Annotated in this window: 9 protein-coding genes and 1 pseudogene; 9 read left to right on the plus strand and 1 reads right to left on the minus strand. The window is 63.7% G+C overall.

Going from position 1 to position 7,463, the window contains the following annotated elements; translation table 11 throughout:
• The 9 genes and pseudogenes from ACSF8R_RS14485 to ACSF8R_RS14525 all read left to right on the plus strand — a co-directional run.
• Positions 1-1,293: Rieske 2Fe-2S domain-containing protein (locus ACSF8R_RS14485; protein WP_043341841.1), on the plus strand; the 1,293-nt coding region annotated here is incomplete at its 5' end.
• Positions 1,290-1,877: a 3-phenylpropionate/cinnamic acid dioxygenase subunit beta gene (locus ACSF8R_RS14490; RefSeq protein ID WP_005054954.1), complete on the plus strand. Its 588-nt coding sequence runs from the start codon at positions 1,290-1,292 to the stop codon at positions 1,875-1,877. The genes ACSF8R_RS14485 and ACSF8R_RS14490, both read left to right, overlap by 4 nt.
• Positions 1,874-2,200: a hypothetical protein gene (locus ACSF8R_RS14495; RefSeq protein ID WP_005054953.1), complete on the plus strand. Its 327-nt coding sequence runs from the start codon at positions 1,874-1,876 to the stop codon at positions 2,198-2,200. Before ACSF8R_RS14490 ends, ACSF8R_RS14495 begins: the two co-directional genes overlap by 4 nt.
• Before the next feature lie 3 nt (positions 2,201-2,203).
• Entirely contained in the window at positions 2,204-2,401 is a 198-nt protein-coding gene (locus tag ACSF8R_RS14500) for a ferredoxin (protein ID WP_005054951.1), read from the plus strand.
• The gene (locus tag ACSF8R_RS14505) at positions 2,398-3,609 is read left to right on the plus strand and encodes an NAD(P)/FAD-dependent oxidoreductase (protein WP_005054949.1); all 1,212 of its coding nucleotides are present in this window, start codon (positions 2,398-2,400) and stop codon (positions 3,607-3,609) included. Before ACSF8R_RS14500 ends, ACSF8R_RS14505 begins: the two co-directional genes overlap by 4 nt.
• A gap of 118 nt (positions 3,610-3,727) precedes the next feature.
• Positions 3,728-3,874 (plus strand): annotated as a pseudogene (locus ACSF8R_RS14510) (helix-turn-helix domain-containing protein); the annotation flags it as partial.
• A 42-nt stretch (positions 3,875-3,916) separates the two neighbouring features.
• On the plus strand, positions 3,917-4,462 hold the full coding sequence (locus tag ACSF8R_RS14515) for an IclR family transcriptional regulator (RefSeq protein WP_223159176.1): 546 nt from the start codon (positions 3,917-3,919) through the stop codon (positions 4,460-4,462).
• Between the two features lie 161 nt (positions 4,463-4,623).
• Entirely contained in the window at positions 4,624-5,346 is a 723-nt protein-coding gene (locus tag ACSF8R_RS14520) for an alpha/beta fold hydrolase (RefSeq protein ID WP_251448496.1), read from the plus strand.
• 16 nt (positions 5,347-5,362) lie between these two features.
• Positions 5,363-6,277 (plus strand): alpha/beta fold hydrolase, encoded by a 915-nt coding sequence (locus tag ACSF8R_RS14525; protein ID WP_169080437.1) that lies wholly within the window; start codon positions 5,363-5,365, stop codon positions 6,275-6,277.
• Positions 6,278-7,316: 1,039 nt separating this feature from the next.
• Here the strand turns inward: ACSF8R_RS14525 and ACSF8R_RS14530 are convergent.
• Positions 7,317-7,412, minus strand: coding sequence for a hypothetical protein (locus ACSF8R_RS14530; RefSeq protein ID WP_370651862.1), 96 nt, complete (start codon positions 7,410-7,412; stop codon positions 7,317-7,319).
• Between the last annotated feature and the right edge of the window lie 51 nt (positions 7,413-7,463).

Here is a 7,463-nt window from a genome sequence, read left to right on the forward strand (position 1 = left end):
CTCGAGCGGGAGCGCTTGTTCAGTCGCGCGTGGATCTTCGTGGGTCACGAATCAGAGATCCCTCAGCCCGGCGACTACGTGGTGCGGCGAGTGCTCGACGACTCGTTCATCGTGGTGCGCGACGAGAGTGGCTCCGTCAAGGCGATGTTCAACATGTGCCTGCACCGAGGAATGCAGGTGTGCCGGGCGGAAATGGGCAACGCCTCGCACTTCCGCTGCCCGTATCACGGCTGGTCGTACCGCAACGACGGACGAATCGTGGGGCTGCCGTTCCACGAAGAGGCGTACGGTGGCGAGGCTGGCTTCAATCGCAAGGGAGCCCGCCTGCTTCCGGCGCCGAGCCTCGACAGCTACAACGGGTTGATCTTCATCAGCATGGATCCGGATGCGCCACCGCTGATCGACTACCTCGGCGATTTCGCTTTCTATCTCGACTACTACACGAAGCAGAGCTCCTCGGGCATCGAGCTCCGCGGCCCGCAGCGCTGGCGGGTGAAGGCGAACTGGAAGATCGGCGCAGAGAACTTCGCCGGCGACATGTACCACACGCCACAGACCCACACCTCGGTGGTCGAGATCGGCCTCTTCCGCGAACCGAAGGCGGAGAAGCGTAAAGACGGCAACACGTACTGGGCGGGCAACGGCGGAGGCACGACCTACAAGCTTCCGGAGGGAACGCTCGAGGAGCGGCTGCGCTACGTGGGCTACCCCGACGAGATGATCGACCGGATGAAGGAGGTCTGGTCCCAGGACCAGCTCAATGTGATCGGCGAGAACGGCTTCATGATCTCGGCGGCCTCGATCTTCCCGAACATGAGCTTCGTGCACAACTGGCCGAAGGTGGAAGACGGCGACGACGTGCTCCCGTTCATCTCGATCCGTACCTGGCAGCCGATCAGCGAGAACGAGACCGAGGTGCTTTCCTGGTTCGCCGTCGACGCAGCGGCACCGGAGGAGTTCAAGGCTCTGTCGTACAAGGCGTACCTGATGTGCTTCGGCAGCACGGGGATGTTCGAGCAGGACGATGTGGAGAACTGGGTGTCCCTTACGAACACCGCGAAAGGGAATATGGCGCGGCGCTTGCTGCTGAACAGCCGGATGGGCGTGCTGAAAGACGGCAGATTCGTCGTGGAGCCGCTCGGACCGGACGCGTTCTCTGGCCCGGGCGTGGCCCACGTCGGTTACGGAGAGTACAACCAGCGGCATCTGCTCGAGCGCTGGGCGGACTACCTCGAGACGGAGCCGACCGCGCTGATCATCTCGTCGGTGGGGATGCCGGAGGGGCTGTCATGACCGAGGCGCGCTGGGTTCGACTGAAAGAGTCGCCGCTCGGAGCACATACGACCAAAGCCACGCGGGTGGGGAGTTCGTTGTCGTTCTCGGACGGCCTGCATCTGGAGACGCACAGGTGGCTCGTCGAAGAGGCATACATCCTCGACGAGCAGCGGTACGAGGACTGGCTCGACCTCATCGCCGACGATGTGCACTACATCATGCCCGTGCAGGTCACTACCGCGCTCGGCGCCGGGTACTCGACGTCTCCGGGCATGGCGCATTGGGACGAGAACAAGTACTCCCTGAGCCGGCGGGTCGCCCGCTTCCTCACGGAACACGCCTGGACAGAGGATCCGCCCTCCCGGCTCCGTCACTTCGTCACGAACGTGCGCACCTTCGAGAGCGACGTCCCGGGCGAGGTCGTCGTCGATTCTGCGGTGCTTCTTTTCCGCAGTCGCGGCGACGTGCACGAGCCCGCGGTGATCTCGGCCGGCCGCGAAGACGTTCTGCGACGTGTCGGCGGCGGGTTGCAGCTCGCACGCCGAACCATCACGGTCGACGAGTCGGTCTTGCGCACACAGAATCTGGCGATCTTCCTATGAAACTCGAATGGGAAGGCGAAGAGGACGACCGCATCGCGGCCATCGCAGCAGCAGACGAACGTCAGCGGCTCGAAGACCAGCGGGTAGGGGCTCCGATCTCGATCGCCAATGAGTTCTCGGAGATCCGGGTATCTCGCGTGGAGACACGCAACGGCTCCCGGCTCCTGATCGAGTCGCCGCGATCCGGGCAGTGGGTCGCTCTCGATCCGCTCGAGCTCGAGGCGCTGACCTGGCAGACTACGGCGACGTTCTCCGCCATGATCGCCCAACCGTTCGCACCGATGTTCCCTGAGATAACGCCTGAAGAAGCAGGAGAGGAGTGACACATGCCTGTCGTGAAAGCGGATCTCGGGCTCTGTCAGGGCTACGCCAACTGCATCATGGCCGCGGGAGACTATTTCGATCTCGATGACGACGGCGTCGTGATCCTGCTCAGAACAGAGGTCGACGAGGCCGACCGGAAACGGGTCACCGAGGCGGCGAACAGCTGCCCGGTTTCCGCGCTCCGGGTGGAAGACGAATGACGACAGCGATTGTCGGTGCGTCGATCGCGGGGGTACGGGCCGCGCAGGCGCTTCGGGCAGAGGGGTATCGCGGAGACGTTGTGCTCATCGGCTCCGAGCCCGTGCTGCCCTACGACAAGCCGCCGCTGTCGAAGGGATACCTCGTCGGTGCAGGTGCAGCCGAGGTCACGCTCCTCACGGCGGCGGAGGCGCTCGAGCTTAACATCGACCTTCGTCTCGGTGTGCCGGCGGTAGGTCTGGACCGTGCGTTGTCGGAGCTCCGGCTGGCGAATGGACGGCGGGTCGGCTTCGATGACCTCGTGGTGGCGACCGGCGTCCGCGCGCGGCCGTCGCCGTGGGGTGAAGGCGAGGGAATCCATGTGCTGCGGACACTCGACGACGCAGACCGGCTGCGCGCCGAGCTAGTTCCCGATCGCAGGATCATCGTCATCGGAGCGGGCTTCATCGGCGCCGAGGTCGCCGCGACCGCTCTTGGGCTCGGAGTCGATGTCACCCTGGTCTCGGCGACACGCGACCTGATGTCACGCCGGCTCGGTGACGAGATTGGCGCCCTCTTCTCGCAGAAGCACTCCCGGCATGGCGTACATGCGGTTCTCGGACGGACGGTCGCGCAGATCGACGGTGCGAAGGGAGACTTCCGCGTGCTCCTGGATGACGGTTCCGAGCTCCACGGTGATGTCGTCGTCATCGGCATCGGGGCAGTGCCGAACGTCGAATGGCTCGAGGACTCAGGGCTCGAGATCGACGACGGTCTCGTCTGCGACGAATTCCTCACGGCACTCGGCGCCCCGGAAATCCATGCGATCGGCGATGTTGCGCGGTGGCGGCATCCGGTTCGCGGCGATCTCACCCGTCTTGAGCACTGGACGAATGCGGTCGACCAGGCGCGCTGTGTCGCGCACAACATCGCTCATCCCGACGACCGACGCTCATATCTGCCTGTCGAGTATGTCTGGAGTGACCAGTTCAACTGGAAGCTGCACATCGTCGGTCGCACGACGGCAGTCAACCCCGAGATGGTGACGGACCCTCGAACACCCGACCGGATCGCGTCTCTGTACTCTCAGAATGGTCTGTCATTCGACGGGGCAGTGGTACTGAATTGGCCCCGCGCTCTCGTCGAAGTCCGCCGGTCCATCGCAGCGGGATCGTCGCTTTCCGACGTTCGTGTACGACTGGGCCGGCTGCTCGAATCGGCGTCCGGATAGACCTGGACGGGATCGCCTTGCCCTTGATGGCGGCCCTGAGGGCCGGCAGGAACGATACAGTTTCTGTTGTGCAGAGAAATAGAGCAGCCGACGGAGTCGATGCGGCTCCGCAATACCGATCGAGTCGGTCGACAATGCCCTGAAACTCCTGCTCCTGCTCGGTGAGAAGAACGAACTTCGACTGACGGACGCCAGCAAGCACCTGGGTGTCGCGACCTCAACGGCGCATCGCATCCTCGCGATGCTTCAATGGCGAGGATTCGTGCGGCAAGACCCGCGAACGAAGACATACGGGCCAGGGCCGTCGTTGACCACGATCGCCTTCTCGGTGCTGAGAAAGATGGACATCCCGCAGATCGTGCAACCGATCCTCGAGGAACTCAGCCACCAAGCCGGCGAGACGGTTCACCTCGGCACGCTCGACGGCAACTCCACTCGCTTTCTCGCAGTCTCGGAACCGACGACCGCGGTGCGAGTCGCTTCACGGTTGGGCAAGGAGATGCCGGCCCATTGCACCTCCACGGGAAAGGTTCTCCTGGCGCAGCTCCCGCGAGAACAATTGGACCGTCTCTACCCCGACGAGCAACTCTCACAGGTGACTCCGCAGTCGATCCGTACCAAGACCGAGCTCCTCGCACAACTGGATCTTGTCGCGAAGCAGGGCTATGCAACGAACCGGGAGGAGAGCGAGGAGGGCGTGGCCTCGGTGGCCGTGGCCGTTCCCTCGGCGAGCGGGCTGCGGTTGGCGATCAACGCATCTGCCCCGGTGTTCCGCTTGCCTCCCCGCAAGGTGAAGACCCTCGTCGCACTCCTCGATGAGGCAGCCGTACGTCTGGCCGACCTGACCTCCTGAAGGCTCGTCGTCTCTTTCCCCTGCGACCTGGTGCAGGGGTCGTTCGGCGCGTTCTGAAGAGAGCTCGAGCCATGCTGGACTGTTGGCGCCGCGCAAGCTATTGTGTCTTCTAGTTAGGAACAAGTTCTGCTCAGCAGATAAATATGCGAAGAGGATGATCAATGCAGATCGTACTGGTGCACGGCGGATGGGTAGGCGGCTGGGCGTGGGACGGCGTCGCCGACGAATTGCGCAGAATGGGGCACGAGGTGATCGCGCCGACGCTGCGCGGTCTCGAAGACGGTGACGTGGACCGCTCCGGCGTCACGATGAGCATGATGGCGCGCGATCTGATCGATCAGGTAAGAGAGCTCACCCAGCTCGACATCGTGCTCGTCGGTCATAGCGGCGGAGGTCCGCTCATCCAACTCGTCGCTGAGGCGATGCCCGAGCGCATCGGCCGGGTCGTCTTCGTCGACGCCTGGGTGCTGCGCGACGGCGAGAGCATTAACGACGTGTTCCCCGATCCGTTGGTCGCAGCGATGAAGGCGCTTGCGAGTCAGTCCGACGACAACACCATGGTCATGCCGCCTGAGCTCTGGGCCGCGATGATGCAGGACATGTCCCCGTTCGAGCAGCAGCAGCTCGCCGCGCTCGAGCCGAGGCTCGTCCCATCGCCGGCAGGCTGGTCCGATGAGCCGATCCGCCTCGACCGGTTCTGGGCGAGCAGCATCCCGTCAAGTTATGTGTTCCTCGCTCAGGACCAGGCCGTTCCCGCTGAGATCTACCAGGCCGCGGCCGGGCGGCTTGATAGTCCGCGCACGATCGAGATCGACGGAAGCCATTTGGTGATGCTCACGCATCCGGAGAGGCTCGCACGGGCCCTCGACGCCGTCATTGCCTAACAGGCCTGGGGAAGCTATGGATTCGATTTCACGCCCAGACGACGTCGCGCCGATCTCGTACACCGAACTGGCGCCGTCGGGTGCGCCTGCTCGGTGGATCGTCCTCGTGCACGGGGGTGGTGCCTCGAACGAGTACTATCTCGAGACGCCCGACGGCCGACAGGGCTGGGCGGCACGATTCGTATCGCTTGGCTACGGTGTGCTGGTGGTGGACTGGCTGGGGTTGTCCTATGAGGCGGCCCAACACGTCGATGATCGTGCGGCGTCTGCGCGGCTGGACTATGAGAGCGTGTGCCGAGGGATGGGCGTGTTCCTCTCTGGTCTCGGCCGGAACGTCGTGCTGGTCGTGCACTCGATGGCAGGTCCGATTGGCTTCCGCCTCCTAGAGACGCATGGCGATCTCATCGACGGGCTCGTAGCCGTCGCTCCGGGCCCGCCTGGAAATATACAGGCGGTGCCCGAGATCGTGAGGGAGTCCGACCAGGAGGTCTCCATCCGTGGAGCGGCCATCGACTGGACCATCCCGAAGATGGGTTTCTGGGAACCCACAAGCGCCTTCGTGAACGACAAGGCCATCGGACCCAGCCGGCGGTTCCCCCGCGAGTGCATCGAGGTGTTCCGCCGCACCCTTCGGCCGATCCCGGCCCGGATGCTTTATCAGCGTCAGAACATCGGTGGGAGCCAAATGAGGATCGGGCCGACCGACGCGTTCACGAACAAGCCGATTCTCGTCTTCACGGGTGGAGCCGATACCGACCACCCCTCGCAGCTGGATCAGGACATCGTGGCCTGGCTCACCGATCAGGGCGCCGCCGTCACCTTCTGGTCGTCCGAACTGCCTCTTCTCGCTGGGAACGGCCACATGCTGATGGTCGAAGACAATAGCGACGAGATCGCTGACGAGATCGCGCGGTGGATCACGGCGCTCTGACTCGCCACCGTATCGTCCCGGCCATTATTTCAGCCGACCCGACGTCCCCAACAGCGGAGGAGAACGCCAGTCGTTTCCTTCGTGTCACTCGAGGGAACGCTGTGCCAGCTCGTTGCCGACTACGACTTGGTCGATCGGGCCCTTGCTCGAACTCCTCATTTCATACGTCTGGCGATGGACTCAAGGGAGATGTTCGCCGACGGCCGCGTGCAACTCCAGGTCATCGGTGGACAGCTGAGGCGTCTGCCACGACGCATCGAGACGATCGGTTCGCAGCTCGAACGGAACGTTCGGGCTGAGCATAAGGATGTTCCGAGACCTCCAGGAACGCGGATGGATCGGTTCGTTGGTCGGGGAGCTGACGACCACCCTGGTTGGCGTGGCGCTTATCGTCGCTGCGGTGCTACTTTCGGTCTCGGGGGGGGTGGCCCCCAGCTCGCCCCGACGTCGCACTCCTACCGTTCCTAGGGGCGGGGTGGTCGGCCTCGCGGGCAGGCTCCTCGTGCTGAGGCCGCTGCGCACCTCCTTGATGCGCACCACGCTGATCGCCGGATCCTGGCAAACTATCCCGCGACGCGAATTCGCAGGGGGTGTCGGCGCGACTTTCGATCGACGTACAGTGCCGTCCGTTAACAAACGATCGGTTCGTGCGACCGAACTGTCGAACGCCTGTGCATCGCTGCGGCGAGTTCCTCATGGCGCAGTACCTGGGTTTCGCTTCCGGAAGAAGATTTCACGAACCCCAGCGACACGGTGTTGCGGTGACGTTCGACGAAAGAGAAGAAGGATGGCCCGGCGAATCCCAATCGCGCGAAGTCTCGCCTTCGAAATGACAGAAGCGCTCCTGTGCTCGCGCGTCGGTTACTTCGCACCTTCTAGGTGTGACGTTATCAATTAGGGTGATGACGACCGGTGACGGGTACCGGTACCTGCTGAACTCTGTCGTGTCCGGTGACGGCGACCGCGACGCCTCGTCTGTGTTGACGCGGTATTACGCGGAGGCCGGGACTCCTGGCTCGATGTAGCGCCGAGGGGGTCGCTACTGGTCGGTTCCGACGTTGTGTTCAACCCAGTCGCGCAGATGCTTCAACGGGGCGGCTGCGCTGTGTCCGAGGTCAGTAAGTTCGTACTCCACGCGAGCGGGAACCTCGGGGTAGACGGTGCGAGTGAGCAGGCCGTGGTCTTC

The sequence above is a fragment of the Microbacterium sp. bgisy189 genome, from assembly GCF_965345345.1.
Classification (GTDB): Bacteria; Actinomycetota; Actinomycetes; order Actinomycetales; family Microbacteriaceae; genus Microbacterium.

What these genes read in the sequence shown, in the direction of transcription:
- ACSF8R_RS14490 (WP_005054954.1), top strand. Translation starts at nt 1,290, where the DNA reads ATGACCGAGGCGCGCTGGGTTCGACTGAAAGAGTCGCCGCTCGGAGCA.
- ACSF8R_RS14495 (WP_005054953.1), top strand. Translation starts at nt 1,874, where the DNA reads ATGAAACTCGAATGGGAAGGCGAAGAGGACGACCGCATCGCGGCCATC.
- ACSF8R_RS14500 (WP_005054951.1), top strand. Translation starts at nt 2,204, where the DNA reads ATGCCTGTCGTGAAAGCGGATCTCGGGCTCTGTCAGGGCTACGCCAAC.
- ACSF8R_RS14505 (WP_005054949.1), top strand. Translation starts at nt 2,398, where the DNA reads ATGACGACAGCGATTGTCGGTGCGTCGATCGCGGGGGTACGGGCCGCG.
- ACSF8R_RS14520 (WP_251448496.1), top strand. Translation starts at nt 4,624, where the DNA reads ATGCAGATCGTACTGGTGCACGGCGGATGGGTAGGCGGCTGGGCGTGG.
- ACSF8R_RS14525 (WP_169080437.1), top strand. Translation starts at nt 5,363, where the DNA reads ATGGATTCGATTTCACGCCCAGACGACGTCGCGCCGATCTCGTACACC.